This window comes from Rhodococcus mengyinensis, from assembly GCF_048381435.1.
GTDB classification, from domain to species: Bacteria; Actinomycetota; Actinomycetes; order Mycobacteriales; family Mycobacteriaceae; genus Rhodococcus_F; species Rhodococcus_F opacus_D.
This window is the reverse complement of record NZ_JBLWIT010000111.1, coordinates 38,203-58,162: the sequence shown is the minus strand read 5'-3', so window position 1 is coordinate 58,162 and position 19,960 is coordinate 38,203. Positions and strand designations below refer to the sequence as shown.

Sequence of the window (19,960 nt, the reverse complement as noted above, 5' to 3'; positions counted from 1 at the left end):
TTCATGTCACACACCGATACCGCCGCCGAGACCACCGGCGCGAAGGCTCCCGTCGAACACGTCGACGTGCTGATCATCGGGGCCGGACTGTCCGGGATCGGTGCCGCGTACCACCTGCAGGACAATTTTCCCCGACGGACCTACGCGATCCTGGAGAGCCGCGAATCGATCGGCGGCACCTGGGACCTGTTCCGCTACCCCGGCATTCGCTCCGACTCCGACATGTACACCCTCGGCTACCGGTTCAAGCCGTGGTCGGGTGAGAAGTCCATCGCCGATGGGCCGTCGATTCTCGAGTACGTCCGCACGACCGCCGCCGAGCACGGGATCGACCGGAACATCCGGTTCCAGCACAAGGTCGTTCGTGCCGAGTGGTCCACCGCCGATTCGCGCTGGACGGTCGACGCCGAGCGCACAGACACCGGCGAGACGGTCCGGCTCACCGCCGACTTCCTGATGTCCTGCAGCGGCTACTACCGTTACGACGAGGGCTACACCCCCGAGTTCCCCGGGCTCGACCGCTTCGGCGGTCGCGTCGTGCACCCGCAGCAGTGGCCCGAGGACCTCGACTATGCGGGCAAGCGGGTCGTCATCATCGGCAGCGGCGCCACCGCGGTGACGCTGGCGCCGTCCATGGCTGCCGACGCCGCACACGTGACGATGCTGCAGCGGTCGCCCACCTACATCATCTCGATGCCGGCGAAGGACAAGCTGGCCAACAGGCTGCGACGTCACCTGCCCGCCAAGCTCGCCTACGACCTCACCCGCCTGAAGAACGCATCGGTCGCCACCGCGATCTACCAACTGTGCCAGCGATACCCGGAATTCATGAAGGGCCGCATCCGGCAACTCCAGGAGAAGTGGCTGCCGAAGGGGTACGACATCGACACCCACTTCACGCCCCGATACAACCCGTGGGATCAGCGACTGTGCCTGGTGCCCAACGGGGATCTGTTCCGCGCCATTCGGAACGACGAGGTGTCGATTGTGACCGATCACATCGACACCTTCACCGAAACCGGGATCACGCTGAAGTCCGGTGAGGAATTGCACGCCGATGTGGTCGTCACCGCAACAGGTTTGAACCTGCTCGCGTTCGGCGGGATGACGCTCGCCGTCGACGGCCACGACATCGACCTCACCGAAACCATGGCGTACAAGGGAATGATGCTCAGCGGGGTGCCCAACTTCGCGTTCGTCATCGGGTACACCAACGCGTCCTGGACGCTCAAGGCCGACCTGGTGTGCGAGTACGTCTGCCGTCTGCTCGCGCACATGGACGCGAACGGCTTCACGCAGTGCGCCCCGGAGCGCGACAGTTCGGTCGAGGAGGAGCCGTTCCTCGACTTCGCCGCCGGATACGTGCTGCGGTCGGTGGAATCTTTCCCGAAGCAGGGTTCGAAAGCGCCGTGGCGGCTGCGGATGAACTACTTCCGCGACCTGGTTGCACTGCGGCACGGCAAGATCCTGGACGACGCGATGGCGTTCCGCCCGTGAGTACTTGTTAACCGCCCGCGGTTAACAAGTACTCACGGGCCCGCGGCCTCGCTCTCGCGCAGCGCCTTGCCCTCCTGCACGTACTGCTCGTACTTCTCGGCGTTTTTGTCGGAGACCCGCGTATCGCGGGCCGGCAATTGCAGCTCGTCCTCGGCCGGAATGCCGGCCTGCAATTCCCGTCCGCGTTCGAGTTCGGCGTCCAGTTCGGCGCCGAAGAGCAACGCCAGGTTGGTGATCCAGAGCCAGAGCAGGAACACGATCACGCCGGCCAGGGAGCCGTACGTCTTGTTGTAGCTGCCGAAGTTGGCGACGTACAGACCGAACAGGACCGACGCCACGATCCACGTCACGATGGCGAGGAACGCGCCGGCGCTGATCCAGCGGAACTTGGGTTGCTTCACGTTGGGCGTGACGTAGTAGAGGATGGCCACGGCCACCACGACGATGCCGAGGACGAACGGCCAGCGGGCAATGTTCCACACGGTCAGGGCGGTGTCGCCGAATCCGATCGTGTCACCCACCGAGCGTGCGACGGGGCCGCTCAGGGCGAGCATCGCCGCAGCGGCCGCGACCAGGACCAGGCCGACGATGGTGACGGCCAGCATCTGGGGCCGGAGCTTCCACACGGGACGCCCCTCCTCGACCTCGTACATGCGGTTCATCGCGCGTCCGAACGCCCCGATGTAGCCGGACGCCGACCACACCGCACCCAGCAGGCCGAGGACGAGAGCCATTCCCGCGGTCGGTGCTGCGACCAGTTGCGCGATGGGTTCGCGCAACGTGTCCACGGCGGAGGACGGCCCGAGGTCGTCGACCATCTGCAGGACCGCGTCGGTGGTGCGCTGTCCCTGACCGAACACTCCCAGCAACGAGACCAGCGCCAGCAGCGCAGGAAACAGCGAGAGGACCGCGTAGTACGTCAGAGCGGCGGCCAGGTCGGTGCACTGGTCGCGCGTGAACTCGTGCGCCGTCTTCCTGATGACGTACCACCAGGACGGTTTCGTCAGGTCCGCGGGCGAATCCGGCTTACGCGGATCGTCGGGTTCCGGTTCGGCGTGCTGATCGTCGTTCATCGGTCACGCCTACCCGGAACGCAGGTCGGGGAAACTGGGGCCTTATTCGCGGTCGGTGCCTGCGGTGAAGTTCGCGACGACCTCTGCCGCGATCTCCCGAAGTTTGACGTTGCGGTTCTGCGAATAGGAAGCGAGTTTGTCGAAGGCGGTGTCGGCGTCGCACTGGAAGGCGGCCATCGTCAGCCCGACAGCTTGGCTGAGGGTTGTTCGCGTATCCAGTGCTTTGCGCAGTTGTTCCGTTTCGAGCTCGCTGTCCGTGACCAGAGTTTCACGAAGCCACGACATTTCGAGATGAACACGCACCCGCGCGACGAGTTCGCTCGGCTGAAACGGTTTGACGATGTAGTCGTCGGCGCCGTGGTTCAGTCCGTCGATGGTCGACTCCGTTCCCGCTCGGGCGGTGAGCAGAACGACCGGGAGCCGTGCCGTCGACTGCTCCGATCGCAGCTCGCGGAGGAAGTCGATGCCGTCGCGACCGGGAAGCATGATGTCGCTGAGCACGAGATGCGGCGTGCGGACGGCGACGCGCTTCAGCGCGGACTCCGCGTCGGCGACGGCGTCGACGTGCCAGCCCTGCTCGTGCAGCAATCGTGTGAGATAGGCCCGCAGGTCCGGATGGTCTTCGACGAGCAGGATGCGGCGGCGGTCCGCTCCGGGTTCGGTCGACGGCGCGACCTCGGCGAACGGTTCCCGCTGGTCGATGTCGCCGAAGGACCTCACCGCGCCGACGGGTCGGTCGTCTGCCCGCGGGGTCACGCCGTCCGGCGCCGGGACCCGCGGTAGGCGGACGGTGAAGGTGCTGCCCCTGCCCGGTGCGCTGTCGAGATCGACGGAACCACCGAGTGCAGCGGCGAAATCGGCCACCAGGGAAAGCCCGATGCCGACGCCGCCTGATCCGCCGGCCTCGACGCGATAGAACCTGTCGAATACGCGTTCCCGTTCTTCGGCGGGAATGCCCACACCCGTGTCGGTCACGCTCAGCACCAGCCGGCCGGCATCCTGGCGGAGCGCCACGGATACGGATCCGGACCGGGTGTACTTGACCGCGTTCGACACGAGGTTCAGCACGATCTTCACCCACATCTCGCGGTCCACTTCGACCGGACCGGCGCCTTCGTCGATGTCGGCCCGGAGCGCGAGTCCGGCCTGCACGGCGGCGGAATCGAACATGCTCACGCATTCGGCGGTCAACCGGCCGACATCGGTCGGCTCCGGGCGGGGCAGCAGCTGGCCGGCTTCCGCCTTGGACAGATCGAGAAGGTCGTCGACGAGCTGCTGTAGCCGGACCGCTGCCCGGTGGGCGGCCGCGATCGCGTCACGCTGATCTGCGGGCGACTCGTCCCCGGTCCGCTCTCGCAGAGTCTCGAGGGGGCCCAGCAGCAAGGTCAACGGGGTACGGAACTCGTGACTGACGTTCTGGAAGAACCGCGTCTTCGCCGCGTCCAGTTCCGCCAGCGCAGCCGCGCGGTCCCGTTCGAACTCGTAGGCCAGAGCGTCCGAGATCAGCGTCGACACCTTCGCCGTCACCAACTCGGCGAAGCCCCGATACGCGTCGTCGAACGCGCGATACGGACTGATCCCGAGCACGAGCACACCCACCGGCTCCGCGTGACCCGTCACGATCAACGGACACAGCCGCACCTCCGTCACCGCCTTCGACCCGGCGGACTCGAACTCGCCCGGCACCCGGACACGGTGGCTGGTGACGTCGGTCGCCGGGATCCGGGCGGGCCTGAACTCGCCGTCGTCGTCCACTCCGACGGCACCGACGAGCACGAGGTCGTCGGCGGCGTCGTCGCCCGAGCCGCCGGCGACCTCCCGGCGGAGGTAGATCGCGGCCAGCGGAACGTCTTGTCCGCTGTCGCCGAGTACCCGCACGACCGCACGGCAGGCGTCGACGAGCGGATCGTCGCCGCCCGCGGTGGATACCGTGCCCAGTTGCCGCAGCGTCTCCAGTCGCCGCTCCCCGAGCACGGTCGCGGTCACGTCGGTCGTCGCCACGAAGATGCCGGCGACGTTCCCGTCCTCGTCCTGCACCGGACTGTAGGAGAACGTCCAGTACGTCTCCTCGAGGTACCCGTGCCGCAGCAGGTACAGCGGCTGATTCTCCGTGTAGGTCGCCGCGCCGCCCGACATCACCTGCTCGGCGAGCGGTCCCACCTCGTCCCAGATCTCCGCCCAGCACTGCGCCCCGGGTTCGCCGATCGCGGCGGGATACTTGGCGCCGAGGACCCGGGTGTACGGGTCGTTGAAGATCTGCACGAGCTCAGGACCCCACCAGAGCAACATCGGGACCTCGGAGGGCAGCACCGTGCGTACCGCCGCCCGCAACTCGACAGACCAGGTCTCGACCGGGCCCAGCGGCGTGGCCGCCCAATCGGTGCGGCGTAGCCGCTCCCGTGTCTCGCCCGGCCCGGCGAACAACCGCTCCGCCGACCAGGAATTACCGAAACCCGAGCCAGTCACATCCATGGACCTTTCGCCCACCGCCGGTCGCCCGGACCCTTCCAGTTGTCAACAGAGAAATCATGGCCCAGTACCGCGTGCAACCGCCACTTCTGTATTCCGACATTCGGAAGCGAAGTTGGAAACGAGTGACCCGTCCGCCACGGTAGGTGAGTCGTGAGCCACATCACAGCCCACCTCCGAGGAAGAACAGGTCCCGCGCATGCAATTCGACCTACGCGAACGCATCGACAACAGCCCGATGACGCGCTACCAATGGGGCGCCATCGCCATCTGCGGTCTACTCAACGTGCTCGACGGCTTCGACGTCCTCGTCATGGCGTTCACCGCCCAGTCGGTATCGCAGGAGTGGGATCTGTCCGGCTCGGTCGTCGGCCTCCTGCTCAGCGCCGGACTGTTCGGCATGGCCGCGGGATCGCTGTTCCTGGCGCCGTGGGCTGACACCATCGGCCGCCGCGCCATGATCCTGCTGTGCCTGGCACTCGCGTCGACGGGCATGCTGCTGTCGGCGGTCAGCCAGAACGCGATGCAACTCGGCCTGCTCCGCGCCCTCACCGGCGTCGGCATCGGCGGAATCCTCGCCAGCAGCAACGTCATCGCCAGTGAGTACGCGTCGAACCGCTGGCGCGGGCTCGCGGTGAGTCTCAACTCCACCGGCTACGCCGTCGGCGCCACCCTCGGCGGAATCATCGCCGTCGTCCTGCAGAACTCGCTCGGCTGGCGCTCGGTGTTCCTGTTCGGCGGACTGTGCACGGCGGCCATCATCCCCGTCGTCTACGCCCGGCTCCCCGAATCAATCGACTTCCTGCTCGTCCGGCGACCGGCCAACGCCCTCGACCGGATCAATGCCTTCGCCCAGCGGGTCGGTCAGCCGCGACTCGACGAGCTGCCCGCACCGCGTGCCGCCGCCACCGCCGACGCCGGATTCGCGATGCGCGTCCTGCTGTCACCGCAGCGCCGGCGCAGCACACTCCTGGTGTGGTTCGCGTTCTTCATGGCGATGTTCGGCTTCTACTTCGTCACCAGCTGGACCCCGAAACTGCTGGTCGAGGCGGGCATGTCCGCGAACCAGGGCGTCACCGGCGGAGTGCTCCTCAACCTCGGCGGCATCTTCGGCGCCACCCTGCTCGGGGCGCTGTCCGCACGTTTCGCCCTGAAGCGTGTGCTCATCGCCTACATGGCGATCGCGGGCGTACTGCTCGTCGTCTTCGTTCCCGCCACCGCGTCCATCGTCATCGCGTTCGGGCTCGGCGCCCTGATCGGCGTCTTCGCCAACGGCTGCATCGCCGGGCTGTACGCGATCACGCCGTCGGTCTACTCGCCCGCCGTCCGGGCGACCGGCGTCGGCTGGGGCATCGGCATCGGCCGCGTCGGCGCCATCGCGTCCCCGATCGTCGCGGGCGCCCTCCTCGACCGCGACTGGTCGCCCACCCAGCTGTACATCCTCGTGGCCGTGTCCTTCGTCCTCGCCGGACTCGCCGTGTCGCGACTGCGGTTCGAGAAGACCGGCGTGGACGCCGGGGACGCCACCGCGGATGCGCCGCTGACCACCCACTGAGGCGGCTCCGCCACCCGTGCGCCTTTCTGGTTGCTGGAACAACCAGAAAGGCGCACGGGCCCGGAGGGCCTAGATCCCGACCTTCGACAGGATCGCCGTCATCGCCGCCTGGACGCCGGTGGACAGGGTGGGCTCCGCGACGGGGGCGAAGAACGGTGAGTGGTTCACCGGCACAGGCTTTCCGCTCTCGAGGGTCTCCGCGGTGTGGCCACCGAACATCCAGAACACCGACGGCACACCGATCACCTCGGCGAGCAGACCGAAGTCCTCCGAACCCATCATCGGAGACGACGGCGTGACGTTGTTCTCGCCCAGCACTTTCTGCAGCTCGGCGACGAGTTCGGCGGTGGCGTCGGGATCGTTGTAGTTGCGCGGGAACGTGTACAGCTCCTCGATCAGCGGCTTCGGCGCCCCGGACGCGTCGGCCTCGGCGTAGATGATGCGGCGCAGCGCGGCATTGACCTGCTCACGCACCTCGGGGTCGAGGGTGCGCACGTTGATCGTGAACTCGGCCCGGTCCGCGATGATGTTCTCCTTCAGCCCCGCATGGAACGTCGCAACCGTGACGACCGCCGGCTTCAGGGGGTGCACTTCGCGGGACACAATGGTCTGGATTCGGTTGATCATGTTGACGCCCTGGATGATCGGGTCGATCGAATCCTGCGGCTGGGAGCCGTGTGAACCCTGGCCGTAGACGGTGACCTTCAGCGAATCGGCCATGGCCATCGCGTCGCCACTCGTGACGTGCACGGTGCCGGCCAACATCGGCCCGACGTGCTGCCCGAAGACGATCTCCGGCTTGGGTGCCCGGTCCCACAGGCCGTCCTCGACCATCGCCTTCGCCCCGGCCGCCGTTTCCTCGCCGGGCTGGAAGAGGAACACGATCGTTCCGGCCCACGCCTCCCGCGCGCCTGCGAGCAGTTCGGCGACGGTGAGCAGGGTGGCGACGTGTGTGTCGTGGCCGCAGCCGTGCATCACTGGCACCTCGGTGCCGTCGTCGAGGTGTCCGGTGGCGGCGCTGGCGTAGTCGACGCCGGTGTCTTCCGCGATCGGCAGCCCATCGGAATCGGCGCGGAAGGCCACCGTGGGGCCCTCGCCGTTGGTCAGGACACCCACCACTCCGGTGCCGCCGCAGACGAACGTGTCGATCCCGAGGGCGACGAGGGAAGTCTGGATCAGCTCGGCGGTCTTGTGTTCCTGCATGGACAGTTCCGGGTGCGCGTGCAGGTGGTAGTAGAGGTCGTGCATCTTCGTCCGCAGCTCGTCGGTGAGCGCGATCGGCAGGTCGGTCATGGAGCCTTCTTTCGAATCAGGTGAATGTGGGATATCTCCGCGTATCGGTTCTTACTCGATGGTCGCGAGCTCGGCCGGGCTCTGGTCGTTCTTGTTCCGCAGGAACCAGGCGAGGACCGCCGTCACGATCACCGCGATGGCGGTGGACGACAGCGCGAGGCTCGGCATCGCCGGAACCACGACGAACGTGATGACCGCGGCCACCAGCAGCGCGACCACTGTGGCCCGGGGCTGCTTCATCGACACGATCGCCTGCACGAGGACCGCCCCCAGGACCGAGGGAAGGATGTAGGAACGGGTGACGGTCACGATGTCGGCGGGAATCACGCTGATCAGCCAGGTGCCGAGCAGCCCCACGAACACGGCCAGGGACACGAGGTGCACCATCGCGGCGCCGCAGATCGCCAGGACCGCAGCCAGTTCGGCCCGCTTGGTTCCCGGTTTGGCTCCGATGTTCGTCTGCGCGATCAGCGCGGCCGGCAACAGCTTGTTCGCGATGTTGCCGATCATGAACGCCTGGTACATCGCGGCCGGGCCGAGGATGGGGAAATAGGTCAGGGGTTCGACCAGCCAGATGATAAAGAATGTCCCGGCCACCGCGGCGAACGCGGTCCACAACTGGCCTGCGGTGACGTCCACCTCACCCGAGAACACCAGGTACAGGGGCGCACCGATCGACAGGAGCAGCCCCACGATCATCGTGATCCGACCCCAGCGGGACGTCGTCTTGTCGAACTCGGCGAGTGCACGCGCGCCGGTGGACACCGTTACGGCTTCGTCGGTAGTCATCGAAAAGTCCTTTCCGTGCGTGTCGTGAATCAGGAGGTGACCAGGTAGGTGACGGTGAGGGCGACGAGGATCGAAATACCCAGCCCCCATTCACGGAGCCAGCCCTTGCCGAACGTCCGGGCCACGAACAGGCAGATCCCCATTGCGGCCGCGGAGGCGGCGAACGCAACGATGTGATAGCTGGACTTCGTGAGTTCCTGGAAGCCCAGCGACGCGAACGCGCCGATCAGGGCCGCGGACGGAACGACCGCCATCAACGCCGGATTCACCGTGCGAATCTTCGCGTCACCCCGCTTCAGCAGCGGAGTGAGGACGAGCGCGGACAGCATCCACATCACGCCGCCGATGCTCATCGCGAAGAATGCGACGACGAAGACGTTCTGGGTGTACGTGTCGGCGCCGAGTTTCGCGCCCATGGAGTCGGCGGCGATGCTGGCCGCGGACACGTCGTACGCGGCGGAACCGATCAAGCCGATGCGGGCCAGGACGGCGGGCGTGCCGAAGAGAGCGAGCAGGGCGATCGCCACGAGGCAGACCGCCAGAGACGGTCCGATCGCCGAGACGGCGCCAGAGCGGAACGAGACTTTCATGTCTTCCGGCGACATGTCCGCGACGGGTGCCACCTTGCGGACCGCGGTCATGTAGATCGCCGACTGCACGACTATGACGACGAAGATGCCGGCAACGGCCACCCAGAGAACAGGCGAGTTGGCGACAGCCATGATGTCCGTGGATGCCCCACTAGCAGTCACATTCATGGATCTCCCAGGGAGAGTGAGCAACCGGCAAAACGATCACTCGAGCGATGTGAGGGTGATCCGGTGGATCACCTCGGCTGACACCCGCTCTGTTCCGTAACCTGAGAGTTTGGAGACACACTCGTGCGAGTGGTCATCGTGCCCCGTCGGTGAACGTGCCGTTACAGGCGACACGCTGCTCTCCAGAGTTCCCGACCCGGACTGTCCTGGTGCCTGAGAGTTTGTGGGTACTTGCTCCTTCGGCGCCCGGGACTCGGTCCCGGAACTCTCCAGCCAGGCTCATAGGGAGAAACCATCGAGATGGTTCCGAATCGAACTGACTCGGGACGTACTGTTCCGCAGACGTATTACGAAAGCATGACTTCACCGTTCCGGCGTGTTAACTCACAACAGTTCCTGGTCGGAAATCGCCAGTGCGCGTTCGCATACCGAACACCCCATGTGAGTGGCAAAGCGTGCGCCAGCACACTTTGCCACTCACATGGGGGTCAGCCGTGGACGTGGAGTGGCTTGCCGGCCACTGCCATCAGTGCCTCACCGAGCGCCTCGCCCTGCGTGGGGTGGGCGTGCACGAACTTCGCCGCCTGCGCGGCGTCGACCTCGAAGTTGTAGAGCAGCTGCGCCTCACCGATCAGCTCACCGACTCGGTCGCCGACCATGTGCACGCCGACGACGACCCCGGTCGGCGCCACCACGAGTTTGACCGCCCCCGACGTCTTGAGGATCTGGCTCTTGCCGTTGCCGGCGAGGTCGTAGGTGACGGTCTCGACGGTCTCGCCGAACTTCTCCCGGGCCGCGGTCTCGGTCAACCCGACGGACGCGACCTCGGGGTGGGAGTAGGTGACCCGCGGGATGCCGGTCTCGTCGATGACCTCCGGACGGAGCCCGGCGATTTCCTCCGCCACGAAGATGCCCTGCTGAAACCCGCGGTGGGCCAGCTGGAGCCCGGGGACGATGTCGCCGACCGCGAAAACGTTCGGGACCGTGGTGCGCAGTCGATCACTGGTCACCACGAAGCCCTTGTCGAGCATCACTCCGGTCTCCTCGTACCCCATGGACGCGGTGTTGGGTCCGCGCCCCACTGCGACCAGCACGACGTCGGCGTCGAGCACGTCGCCGGAGTCCAGGGTGACGGACACCGCATCCTCGTCCTGCGTCACCTCCGTCACCCGCACACCTGTCTTCGCGACGATCTTGCGACGACGGAATGCCCGCTCGAGGTACTTGGAGCTCGTCTCGTCCTCGTTCGGCACCAGCCGCGGCATCGCCTCGACGATCGTCACCGACGCACCGAACGACGCCCAGACACTGGCGAATTCGACGCCGATGACGCCGCCGCCCAGGATGATCGCCTTCTTCGGGACGGACGGCAACACGAGAGCCTCGTCGCTGGTGACGACCCGGCCACCGATGCTGATGCCGGGCAGCGTCTTCGGCGACGACCCCGTTGCCAGGACGACGGCGGCGCCCGTGATCAGCTCGTCGTCGACCTCCACTCCGTTGGGTCCGACCAACCGGCCGCGGCCGTTGACGACGGTGATGCCGTACGAGTCGACGAGGCCCTGCAGTCCCTTGTGCAGTCGGGTGACGATGGTGTTCTGGTAGCTCAGGACCTTCTCGAGGTCGACACCGTCGAACGTGACGTCGATACCGAACTGCGAGGCGGTGCGGGCACTGTCCGCGACCTCGGCGGAGTGCAGCAGCGCCTTCGTCGGAATGCACCCCTGATGCAGGCAGGTGCCGCCCAGTTCGTTCTCCTCGACGAGGATGACCGAACGGCCCAGTTCGGCCGAGCGGATGGCGGCCGCGTAGCCGCCGGAACCGCCGCCGAGGATGACGACATCTGCAGATCGGTGGGACATGGGAACTCCTTGCTGGAACGGAAGAGGGTGGGGTTCAGTGAACTGCGGTTGCGGCGACGGCCTCCGCGTGGAGGCGGCCGGCCCGATAGGAGGAGCGCACGAGCGGACCGGATAGGACGCCGAGGAAGCCGATCTCGCGGGCGATCCCGTCGAGCATGACGAACTCGTCCGGCGTCGCCCACCGTGCCACCGGATGGTGCCGGGCCGACGGCCGCAGATACTGCGTGATCGTGATCAACTGGCAGCCGGCCGCGTGCAGGTCCCGGAGGGCCTGAATCACCTCGTCCGTGGTCTCCCCCATCCCGAGGATCAGGTTCGACTTGGTGATCAGGCCGTCCTCCCGAGCCCGTGTGATCACCTCGAGGGACCGCTCGTACGTGAAGGCAGGGCGGATACGACGGAATATCCGGGGAACAGTCTCCACATTGTGCGCGAGTACTTCCGGGCGGGTGTCGAACACCTCGCGTAGTTGCGCGGCATCGGCGTTGAAATCGGGGATCAGCAGTTCGACGCCGGTGCCCGGGCACAGTTCGTGAATCTGCCGGACCGTCTCCGCGTACAGCCAGGCGCCGCCGTCCGGCAGATCGTCGCGGGCGACCCCGGTGACGGTGGCGTACCGAAGGCCCATGGTCTGCACCGACTCCGCGACCCTCCTGGGTTCGCCCCGGTCGAGTGCGGCGGGCCGGCCGGTGTCGATCTGGCAGAAGTCGCACCGCCGGGTGCACTGGCTTCCGCCGATGAGGAAGGTCGCCTCTCGGTCCTCCCAGCATTCGAAGATGTTGGGACATACCGCTTCCTGGCACACGGTGTGCAGGTTCTCGCGTTCGACGAGGGCGGCGAGGTCCCGGTATTCGGGGCCTGTCCGCATCTGCACCTTCATCCACGACGGTTTGCGTTCGACCGGGGTCTGAGCGTTGCGGACTTCGAGGCGGAGCAGTCGGCGGCCGTCAGGCTGTGCAGTCATGTGGGGAACTCCTAGGGCCGGTCGAAACCGGTCGGTATGCGTCGTCGGACCCGCGCGGTGGACAGCGCGGAACCGGGGCCAGGCGATTGGGGAGAGCGAGCACACTTCGACAACCGTTGCGGCTGCGGGCATCTGGGCTCTCATCGTCCGGCGTGTGCGGTCACGTCGGAGCGAAGATGCATCGAGGATGCCAAACGACGAGGACTTTTGGCAAGACCGTCGGTCCGAGGAGACAAACCCGCGGCGTCTGTGTACTGTTTGGCCAATCACAACTGAAGACGCCGTTGACGCGCAGCGGGAGAACCTCCGTTTCGGAGGCGCCGTAGGAGCAACTTCCTCCCCGGGAATCTCTCAGGCCCCAGTACCGCAGCGCAGAGGCAACTCTGGAGAAAGTATCGGCCGTAAAGCCGGAACTTACCGAAGGTGAAGAGCACGCCGTAGTTGCGGTGCGCCCAAACTCTCAGGTTTCAGGACAGAGCGGGGAGGTGCCCCCTTGTCGATGTCCGGTGCGGTCCGGACTCAACGAAACCGGAGTCACCTCGTGCCAGCAGAACCCCGCACCGCCACCCACGGCGTGCCCCTCACCAGCGACTTTCCGTCCCGCCACATCGGTCCTGACGCCTCCGCGTCGCGGCGGATGCTCGACGCCCTCGGTTACGACAGTCTCGCGAACCTGATCGACAGCGCGGTGCCGGACCAGATCCGCAGCTCACAGCCCTTGAATCTGCCCGCGGCGCGGTCCGAGCAGCAGGTGCTCGCCGACCTGCGGGCACTGTCGGAGCGCAACGAGATCCGCGTCCAGATGATCGGCCTCGGGTACTCCGACACCATCACGCCCGCGGTGTTGCGGCGGAACATGCTCGAGTCCCCCGCCTGGTACACCGCCTACACCCCGTATCAGCCGGAGATCTCCCAGGGCCGGCTGGAGGCGCTGCTGACGTTCCAGACCGTCATCGAGGATCTCACCGCCCTTCCCCTGGCCGGCGCGTCGCTGCTCGACGAGGCGACCGCCGTGATGGAGGCGGTGCTGCTGATGCGGCGGGCGAACAAGTCGAAGTCCGCCACCAACCGCGTCGTCCTCGACGCGGACTGCCTGCCGCAGACGCTGGCCGTCGTCCGGGGACGAGCGAAGGCGGTGGGCATCGAGGTGGTGGTCGCGGAACTGTCCGGGGAACTGCCCGACGGTGACATGTTCGGGGTGGTCTTCCAGGCGCCCGGTGTGAGCGGCACGGTGCGCGACCTCGCTCCGATGATCGCCGCGGCGAAGGCGCGCGGCGCGCTGACCACGGTCGCGGCGGACCTGCTGTCGCTGACGATCCTGACGCCGCCCGGCGAGCAGGGTGCCGACATCGCCGTCGGGTCGGCGCAGCGTTTCGGTGTGCCCCTGTTCTTCGGCGGACCGCACGCCGGCTACATGGCCGTGCGCGGCGGGCTCGAGCGCATGCTGCCCGGCCGTCTCGTCGGAGTGTCCGTCGACGTCGACGGGAAGACGGCCTACCGGCTGGCTCTGCAGACCCGCGAACAGCACATCCGGCGTGACAAGGCGACCAGCAACATCTGCACGGCGCAGGCGCTGCTCGCGAACGTCGCCGCAATGTACGCCGCCTACCACGGTCCGGAAGGGCTGCGCGCCATCGCAAATAGGGTGCGCGCCCACGCGACGACCATCGCCGGAAGCCTGCGCGCCGCCGGTCACACAATCGTCCACGACAGCTTCTTCGACACGGTTCTCGTGCGGGTCCCGGCGGGTGCCGGGGCGATCGTGGAGTCGGCCGATCGGGACGGCATCAACCTCCGCCTCGTCGACGCCGATCACGTTGCGATCGCCTGCGACGAGTGCACCACCGACGACATCGTCCGGCGGGTGGTCGCCGTGTTCGGTGCGCAGCCGACGACCGTCGCGGCGGCCGAACTGCCGTCGGCACTCGCCAGGACGTCGAACTACCTGCAGCACGCCGTGTTCCACGATCACCGCTCGGAAACCGCGATGCTCCGCTTCCTGCGCACACTGTCGGACAAGGACCTCGCGCTCGACCGCACCATGATCCCGCTCGGATCGTGCACGATGAAACTCAACTCCGCTGTCGAGATGGAACCGATCAGCTGGCCCGGCTTCGCGTCCATCCACCCGTACGCCCCGGTCGCGCAGACGGCCGGCTACCTCGAGCTCGTCGCCGACCTGGAACGCTGGCTCGGCGAGATCACCGGCTACGACCGGGTGTCGTTGCAGCCTAACGCCGGATCCCAGGGCGAGCTGGCCGGCCTGCTCGCGATCCACGGCTATCACGAATCCCGCGGCGACTTCGGACGCAACGTCTGCCTCATCCCCCAGTCCGCGCACGGCACCAACGCGGCGTCCGCGGTTCTCGCGGGCATGAAGGTCGTCGTCGTCGCGACCGCGGAGAACGGCAACATCGACGTGGGCGACCTGCGCGCGAAGATCGCGGCGCACGAGGGCACGGTGGCCGCGATCATGTTGACCTACCCGTCCACGCACGGCGTGTACGAGAGCGACGTGCGGACGGTCTGCGATCTAGTGCACGAGGCCGGCGGGCAGGTGTATGTCGACGGCGCGAACCTCAATGCGCTGGTCGGCCTCGCACAGCCAGGTAAGTTCGGCGGCGACGTGTCACACCTGAACCTGCACAAGACGTTCTGCATCCCGCATGGCGGCGGCGGTCCCGGTGTCGGGCCTGTCGCGGTGCGCGAGCATCTGGCGCCGTTCCTGCCCGGTAATCCGCTGGGCGGCGATGACCTCGGCACCCCGGTGTCGGCCGCCAATTACGGATCGGCCGGCATCCTGCCCATCACCTGGGCGTACATCGCACTCATGGGACCCGACGGGCTGACGAGCGCCACCGAAACCGCGGTGCTCGCCGCCAATTACGTCGCCAGGTCACTGGATCAGCAGTTCCCGGTCCTGTACACGGGCCCGTCCGGTCTGGTTGCGCACGAGTGCATCCTCGACCTGCGCCCGGTCACCAAGGCGACCGGCGTCACCGCCGAGGATGTCGCGAAGCGATTGATCGACTACGGCTTCCACGCGCCCACCCTGTCGTTCCCCGTCAACGGCACGCTGATGGTGGAACCGACCGAGTCCGAGGATCTGGCCGAACTCGACCGCTTCATCGAGGCGATGATTTCGATCCGCCGCGAGATCGACCTGGTCGGTGACGGTGTGTGGCCGCTCGAGCGCAGCCCGCTGCGTCAGGCCCCGCACACCGCCGAACAGGTGACTGCGGACGAATGGGACCTGCCCTACCCCCGCCACCTCGCCGCCTACCCCGTCGCGTCGCTTCGCGCCGCCAAGTACTGGCCCCCGGTGCGTCGCATCGACGGCGTCCACGGCGACCGCAACCTCGTCTGCTCGTGCCCGGCGCCCGAGGCCTTCGAGAACACCACCGACATCGACACTTCGGCCATCGCCGAGACCCCCGAGGAGGCCTTCGCATGACCCTCACCACGACGCCCGCGTCCCCGCTGCTCGGCGAGCACGGCGCGCTGGGAGCCCATTTCACCGACTTCGCGGGCTGGCAGATGCCGCTGAAGTACGACAGCGAACTCGCCGAGCACCACGCCGTCCGCAAGACCGCCGGACTGTTCGACCTCTCGCACATGGGCGAGATCGCGGTCACCGGACCCGAATCCGGAGCGGTCCTGGATTATGCTCTGGCCGGCGAACTCTCGAAGATCGGCGTCGGCAGGGCCAAGTACTCCCTCCTGTGCAATGCGGACGGCGGAGTCATCGACGATCTGGTCGTCTACCGTCTCGCCAACGAGCATTTCCTCGTGGTGGCCAATGCGGCCAACGCGCCGACGGTGCACCGCGAACTGGCGGCACGCGTCGAGGGTTTCTCCGCGAACGTCGACGATCAGTCCGCGGAGACCGCACTGATCGCGGTGCAGGGACCGGCCGCGCAGGGCATCGTGCAGTCCCTCGTTCCCGCCGAGCAGGTCGACACTGTGGCGGAGTTGAAGTACTACGCGGTCGCGCGCGCGGTGGTCGCCGGCATCGACGTCCTCCTCGCCCGTACTGGGTACACCGGGGAGGACGGCTTCGAGCTGTACGTGCCGAACGAGCTGTCCGTACAGTTGTGGCGCGCATTGCTCGACGCCACCACGACCCGCGGCGGCGTCCCCGCCGGCCTCGCCTGCCGCGACACCCTCCGCCTCGAGGCCGGAATGGCGCTGTACGGCCACGAACTGAACCTCGGCACGAATCCGTACGAGGCCGGGCTCGGCAAGGTGGTCCGGCTGAACAAGGAATTCGTCGGCCGCGATGCCCTGCAGAGGTTGTCGGATCAGGCCCCGCAGCGGGTGCTCGTCGGCCTCGCCGGAAGCGGGCGCCGGGCCGCCCGCGCCGAGTACACCGTGTTGGACGCGTCCGGCGGATCGGCGGTCGGCACCATCACGTCCGGGGCGTTGTCCCCGACGCTCGGGCATCCGATCGCGCTCGCCTTCGTGGACGTCGCGTTCCGCGAACCCGGCACCGAACTCACCGTGGACATCCGCGGCAAGAAGGAACCGTTCGTGGTCACGCCGTCGCCGTTCTACCGCCGCTCCTGAGCCGTTCCCACCCACTTCAGCCCCGAAAGGGTCACACATGTCTTCGCACGCCTTCCCTGACGACCGCAGCTACACCGACGATCACGAGTGGGTCCTGATGGAGCCGGGCGCCACGCTCCCCGACGAGCCGGTCCGCGTCGGCATCACCTCGGTCGCCGTCAACTCGCTCGGCGAGCTCGTCTTCGTCGACCTGCCGGAGGTCGGTGCGACCATCGTCGCCGGCGAATCGTGCGGCGAGGTCGAGTCGACCAAGACCGTGTCCGAGCTGTATCCGCCGGTGAGCGGCCGGGTCACCCTGATCAACACCGCCGCCGTCGACGACCCGGGACTGGTCACCTCCGACCCGTACGGCGAGGGCTGGCTGTTCGCCGTCCAGCCGTCCGCCGCCGGCGAGCTCCTCACTGCGGCCGAGTATGCCGAGAAGAACGGGGTGCAGGCATGAGCGTCCTGAACCGCGACCTCGCGGATTTCGACCCGGACGTCGCCGCACTGATCGGCAAGGAGCTGGGGCGCCAGCGCACCGGCCTCGAGATGATCGCGTCGGAGAACCACGCACCGCTTTCGGTGATGCAGGCGCAGGGGTCCGTGCTGACCAACAAGTACGCCGAGGGGTACCCGGGCAGGCGCTACTACGGCGGCTGCGAGCACGTCGACACGATCGAGCAGCTCGCCATCGACCGCGTCAAGGCGCTGTTCGCCGCCGAATACGCCAACGTGCAACCGCATTCCGGCGCCACCGCGAACGCGTCGGTGATGCACGCGCTGATCAAACCGGGCGACACGATCCTCGGACTGTCCCTCGCCGACGGCGGCCACCTCACGCACGGCATGCGCCTCAACTTCTCCGGCAAGCTCTACAACGTCGCCGCCTACGGGGTGTCCGAACAGGACTACCGCATCGACATGGACGAGGTGGCGAAGGCGGCACGCGAGCACCGGCCGCAACTGATCATCGCCGGCTGGTCCGCCTACCCCCGGCACCTGGACTTCGCCCGCTTCCGGGAAATCGCCGACGAGGTCGGCGCGTACCTGATGGTCGACATGGCCCACTTCGCGGGTCTGGTCGCCACCGGATTCCACCCGTCCCCCGTCCCGCACGCACACGTCGTCACGTCGACGACGCACAAGACCCTCGGCGGACCCCGCGGCGGCATCATCCTGACCAACGACGCCGCCATCGCGAAGAAGATCAACTCCGCAGTGTTCCCCGGCCAGCAGGGCGGCCCACTGGAACACGTGATCGCAGGCAAGGCAACGGCATTCAAGATGGCGGCCGAACCCGACTTCGCGGAGCGTCAGGAACGCTGCCTCGACGGTGCGAAGGTCCTCGCCGAACGGCTCAGCCGACCCGACGTCAAGGAAGCCGGAATCAGCGTCCTCACCGGCGGCACGGACGTGCACCTCGTCCTGGTCGACCTGCGGGATGCCGCTATCGACGGGCAGCAGGCCGAGGACCGCCTCGACGCGATCGGAATCACCGTCAACCGCAACGCCGTCCCGTTCGATCCGCGGCCGCCGATGGTGACGTCCGGTCTGCGCATCGGCACCCCGGCACTCGCCGCCCGCGGCTTCGGCCGGGACGACTTCGTGACGGTCGCCGACCTGATCGCCCAGGCACTGCTCGCGCCCGCCGACGCGGACACGTCCGGGTTGGCCGCCCAGGTCCGGGTGCTCGCGGACAAGTACCCGCTCTACCCGGGCTTGTAACTCGTGACGATCAGTGTGTTCGACCTGTTCTCGGTCGGTATCGGACCCTCGAGTTCGCATACGGTCGGGCCGATGCGGGCAGCGGGCACGTTCGTCGACGACCTCGACACACTCGGCCTTCTCGGGGACGTCGCCGGTGTCCGTGTCGATCTGTACGGATCGCTCGCGGCCACCGGCGCCGGCCACGGCACCATGTCGGCGATCCTCCTCGGTCTCGAGGGGTATCGGCCGGAGACCATCGCCACGGAGGAGATGGAGACGCGACTCGACGAGGTGCGGGCGAGTCGGCGGATCCGTCTCGGCGGGACGGTCGACATCCCGCTCGCCGAAGACGAGATGGTGCTGCACCCGTTGACGGTCCTGGATTTTCACCCCAACGGCATGACCCTCACCGCCACCGGCGTGACCGGCCGTGAACTGCACGCGCAGACGTACTTCTCGATCGGCGGCGGATTCGTCGTCACCGGCGCCGAACCGGAGCTGCCCGTCGCCGCGGGCGCGAATTCGCTGTCGTTCGGGTCGGCGCGCGAGTTGCTCGACCTCAGCGAGCACTACGGGCTCACGATCAGCGAGGTCATGCTCGAGCACGAACGCGCCCTCCGGCCCGAGCCGGCGGTCCGGGCGCGGCTCCTGCACATCCGGGACGTGATGGTCGAGTGCCAGCACCGCGGAATCAGCAGGGACGGGTACCTGCCCGGCAGTCTGCGGGTACGCCGCCGCGCCCGCGGCTGGTACGAGCGGCTGAATCTGGAGGATCCGGGTCGTGATCCCGCGTTCGCCGAGGACTGGGTGAACCTGGTGGCCCTCGCCGTCAACGAGGAGAACGCCTCCGGCGGACGCATCGTCACCGCCCCCACCAACGGGGCGGCCGGCATCATCCCGGCGGTCCTGCATTACGCGCTGCACTACACCCCCGCCGGAAAGGCGGACCCGGACGGAACGTCGGTGCGATTCCTGTTGGCGGCAGGCGCAATCGGATCCCTGTACAAGGAACGGGCCTCGATCTCCGGGGCCGAGGTGGGCTGTCAGGGCGAGGTGGGTTCCGCGGCGTCCATGGCCGCCGCCGGGCTCGCCGAGATCCTCGGCGGCAGCCCGGAGCAGGTGGAGAACTCGGCGGAGATCGCGATGGAACACAGTCTCGGTCTCACCTGTGATCCCATCGGCGGCCTGGTGCAGATTCCGTGCATCGAGCGCAACGCCATTTCGGCGGGCAAGGCGATCAACGCCGCCCGGATGGCTCTGCGCGGCGACGGCACCCACCGGGTCAGCCTGGATCAGGTGATCGAGACGATGCGGGCCACCGGCGCCGACATGAGCTCGAAGTACAAGGAGACCTCCACCGGCGGTCTCGCGGTGAACGTGTCGGTGAATCTCGTCGAATGCTGACGTTAGTCCGCGCGGACCAGTGAATGGACGCGGTGCCGGGG

14 protein-coding genes and 3 riboswitches are annotated in these 19,960 nt (G+C 67.4%); of the genes, 7 read left to right on the top strand and 7 right to left on the bottom strand.

Going from position 1 to position 19,960, the window contains the following annotated elements; genetic code table 11:
• Positions 1-3 precede the first annotated feature (3 nt).
• Entirely contained in the window at positions 4-1,497 is a 1,494-nt protein-coding gene (locus tag ACNJ7E_RS24360) for a flavin-containing monooxygenase (RefSeq protein WP_418341157.1), read from the top strand.
• A 32-nt stretch (positions 1,498-1,529) separates the two neighbouring features.
• On the opposite strand, the gene ACNJ7E_RS24355 is transcribed toward ACNJ7E_RS24360, so the two are convergent.
• Positions 1,530-2,570, bottom strand: coding sequence for a YihY/virulence factor BrkB family protein (locus ACNJ7E_RS24355; protein ID WP_280781126.1), 1,041 nt, complete (start codon positions 2,568-2,570; stop codon positions 1,530-1,532).
• Between the two features lie 42 nt (positions 2,571-2,612).
• A complete protein-coding gene (locus ACNJ7E_RS24350) occupies positions 2,613-5,042 on the bottom strand; it encodes a response regulator (protein WP_418341156.1) in 2,430 nt (809 codons plus the stop codon).
• A gap of 196 nt (positions 5,043-5,238) precedes the next feature.
• Between ACNJ7E_RS24350 and ACNJ7E_RS24345 the strand changes: the two genes are divergently transcribed.
• Entirely contained in the window at positions 5,239-6,594 is a 1,356-nt protein-coding gene (locus tag ACNJ7E_RS24345) for an MFS transporter (RefSeq protein ID WP_280781124.1), read from the top strand.
• Positions 6,595-6,663: 69 nt separating this feature from the next.
• Here ACNJ7E_RS24345 and ACNJ7E_RS24340 read toward each other — a convergent pair whose 3' ends face one another.
• The 5 genes from ACNJ7E_RS24340 to lipA form a co-directional block, all read right to left on the bottom strand.
• Positions 6,664-7,887: an amidohydrolase gene (locus tag ACNJ7E_RS24340; RefSeq protein ID WP_280784749.1), complete on the bottom strand. Its 1,224-nt coding sequence runs from the start codon at positions 7,885-7,887 to the stop codon at positions 6,664-6,666.
• 51 nt (positions 7,888-7,938) lie between these two features.
• Positions 7,939-8,676, bottom strand: coding sequence for a hypothetical protein (locus ACNJ7E_RS24335; RefSeq protein WP_009475681.1), 738 nt, complete (start codon positions 8,674-8,676; stop codon positions 7,939-7,941).
• A gap of 29 nt (positions 8,677-8,705) precedes the next feature.
• Positions 8,706-9,434: a DUF5058 family protein gene (locus tag ACNJ7E_RS24330; RefSeq protein ID WP_418341155.1), complete on the bottom strand. Its 729-nt coding sequence runs from the start codon at positions 9,432-9,434 to the stop codon at positions 8,706-8,708.
• Between the two features lie 87 nt (positions 9,435-9,521).
• A riboswitch (glycine riboswitch) is annotated at positions 9,522-9,622 on the bottom strand.
• A 3-nt stretch (positions 9,623-9,625) separates the two neighbouring features.
• Positions 9,626-9,717: riboswitch (glycine riboswitch) on the bottom strand.
• A gap of 205 nt (positions 9,718-9,922) precedes the next feature.
• The gene (lpdA, locus tag ACNJ7E_RS24325) at positions 9,923-11,296 is read right to left on the bottom strand and encodes a dihydrolipoyl dehydrogenase (RefSeq protein WP_418341154.1); all 1,374 of its coding nucleotides are present in this window, start codon (positions 11,294-11,296) and stop codon (positions 9,923-9,925) included.
• 34 nt (positions 11,297-11,330) lie between these two features.
• A complete protein-coding gene (gene lipA, locus ACNJ7E_RS24320; protein WP_418341153.1) occupies positions 11,331-12,260 on the bottom strand; it encodes a lipoyl synthase in 930 nt (309 codons plus the stop codon).
• 285 nt (positions 12,261-12,545) lie between these two features.
• A riboswitch (glycine riboswitch) is annotated at positions 12,546-12,637 on the top strand.
• A 197-nt stretch (positions 12,638-12,834) separates the two neighbouring features.
• On the opposite strand from lipA, the gene gcvP reads away from it, so the two are divergent.
• From gcvP to ACNJ7E_RS24295, 5 genes are read left to right on the top strand one after another with little or no spacing between them, the layout of a single operon-like run.
• Entirely contained in the window at positions 12,835-15,714 is a 2,880-nt protein-coding gene (gcvP, locus tag ACNJ7E_RS24315) for an aminomethyl-transferring glycine dehydrogenase (protein ID WP_418341178.1), read from the top strand.
• Entirely contained in the window at positions 15,711-16,826 is a 1,116-nt protein-coding gene (gcvT, locus tag ACNJ7E_RS24310) for a glycine cleavage system aminomethyltransferase GcvT (RefSeq protein WP_418341152.1), read from the top strand. Before gcvP ends, gcvT begins: the two co-directional genes overlap by 4 nt.
• Positions 16,827-16,863: 37 nt before the next feature.
• The gene (gene gcvH / locus ACNJ7E_RS24305; RefSeq protein WP_418341151.1) at positions 16,864-17,268 is read left to right on the top strand and encodes a glycine cleavage system protein GcvH; all 405 of its coding nucleotides are present in this window, start codon (positions 16,864-16,866) and stop codon (positions 17,266-17,268) included.
• Positions 17,265-18,533 (top strand): serine hydroxymethyltransferase, encoded by a 1,269-nt coding sequence (gene glyA, locus ACNJ7E_RS24300; protein ID WP_418341150.1) that lies wholly within the window; start codon positions 17,265-17,267, stop codon positions 18,531-18,533. The genes gcvH and glyA overlap by 4 nt, the downstream gene beginning before the upstream one ends.
• Before the next feature lie 3 nt (positions 18,534-18,536).
• Positions 18,537-19,919, top strand: a complete 1,383-nt coding sequence (locus ACNJ7E_RS24295) for an L-serine ammonia-lyase (RefSeq protein ID WP_280784756.1) — start codon at positions 18,537-18,539, stop codon at positions 19,917-19,919.
• Positions 19,920-19,960: the final 41 nt, after the last annotated feature.